The sequence below is a fragment of the Stenotrophomonas sp. 2YAF22 genome (assembly GCF_052114665.1).
GTDB lineage: Bacteria > Pseudomonadota > Gammaproteobacteria > Xanthomonadales > Xanthomonadaceae > Stenotrophomonas > Stenotrophomonas indicatrix.
This window is the reverse complement of the sequence record NZ_JBFRFE010000799.1, coordinates 1-1,583: the sequence shown is the minus strand read 5'-3', so window position 1 is coordinate 1,583 and position 1,583 is coordinate 1. Positions and strand designations below refer to the sequence as shown.

Here is a 1,583-nt window from a genome sequence, read left to right as displayed (position 1 = left end):
AGGTACAGGAGGACGGCATGCTTGCCGTGCTCCTGCAGCCGGCAGGGAAGCGGCAGCGCCTGCCTGGCGCGCCGGACGCCGAGGGACATTCGCGCCTGAGCGCAGAGGATCTCGACTTCGACGGGCGTCCCGAGCTGGTTGCGCGCGCGGCGGTGGGCATGGTCAATGAGGCCGTTGCGGTCTACCGCTTCGACGTGGGCAGCGGTGAGTTCAGCGCGCTGAAGGCTGAAACCCACGGCAAGGACAGTTGCGGCGACTTGATGGGGCTGAGCGTGGACGCTGCCACGCGCACGCTGACTGCCAGCTGCCGCAGTGGGCCGATGTGGTACACCGACGTGTATCGCTTCAACGGCCCGCAGCTCTATCTGTACCGCAGTGAGAGCGTGCTGATGCTGGGCGATACGCTGAACCAGGCGCTGCACTTGGAAGAGACCGAAAGCCAAGGCCCGCTGGCGGTGTGGCGCTCCTATGATCCCGCCGGCAAGGTGCTGGAAAGCGCCATTGGTGATGGATTGGGTGCACCCGCCAGCGGTGCACCGCTGCGGGGCCTGGACGCCACCGTGCTGCCAGCGCGCCTGTTCCTGTTCGACCGGCCCGGCGCATCAAGCACCAAGCGCTACCTGGTACAGGGCGATCAGGTGGAGATGCTGGATGAGCAGGACGGCTGGGTGAAGCTGCGTTACCGCACTCCGAAACAGAGCGCGATCGAGGGCTGGATCAACGTCAACGATTGACGGCAGCGCTGCTGGGAGTTTGCACAACAAGGCGATCAGCTTCTTGCCCACGGCAGCATCACTTCACCGGGACTAGCCTCGGGGTTCCCCCTTGCAAGGCTGTAGTCCCATGAGCAAGCGCGTTGCCGAGATCGTCGTCGATACCCTGCAGCAGGCGGGCGTCCGCCGTTGTTATGGCATCGTCGGCGACACCCTGAACCATGTCACCGACGCACTGCATCGCAGTGAGATCGAGTGGGTGCATGTCCGCCATGAAGAGGTCGCGGCGTTCGCGGCCGGTGCCGATTCATTGATCAGCGGCCAGCTGACCGCCTGCGCGGGTTCGTGCGGTCCTGGCGGTCTGCACTTCATCAACGGCATCTTCGAGAGCAACCGCAACCGCGCGCCGATGGTGCTTATCGCCAGCCAGGTGGTCACCAGCGAACTGGGCATGGAGTTCCCGCAGGAAGTGGATTTCAAGGCGGTGTACGGCAGCTGCACCGTGTTCTGCGAGCAGGTGCACAGCCCGGCCCAGGCACGGCGCGTGGTGGCGCTGGCCTGCCAGGCGGCGATCAGCCGCCGCGGTGTGGCGGTGGTGATCCTGCCGGCCGACATCAGCGAAGCGGAAGTGAAGCACGATGTGCCGTTCTCGGTGCATTACACCCAGCCGGTGCTGCGCCCCTCCGAGGCCGAGCTGCAGCACATCGCCGAACTGCTGGGGCAGGGCAAGCGCATCGGCATCTATGCCGGCGCCGGTTGCCAGGGGGCACATGCGCAGCTGCTGGAACTGGCGCGGCGCCTGCAGGCACCGGTGGCGCACACATCGCGTGCGAAGGACTTCGTCGAACCGGACAACCCGTACAACATGGG

The 1,583-nt window shown here is 65.9% G+C and carries 2 protein-coding genes; both read left to right on the top strand.

The window, feature by feature from the left end; genetic code table 11:
* A partial coding sequence (locus AB4Y84_RS21235) for an XAC2610-related protein (protein WP_442250886.1) occupies positions 1 to 734 on the top strand: 734 nt, incomplete at its 5' end.
* Positions 735 to 843: 109 nt separating this feature from the next.
* The coding region (locus tag AB4Y84_RS21230) for a thiamine pyrophosphate-binding protein (RefSeq protein ID WP_442250885.1) at positions 844 to 1,583 on the top strand (740 nt) is incomplete at its 3' end.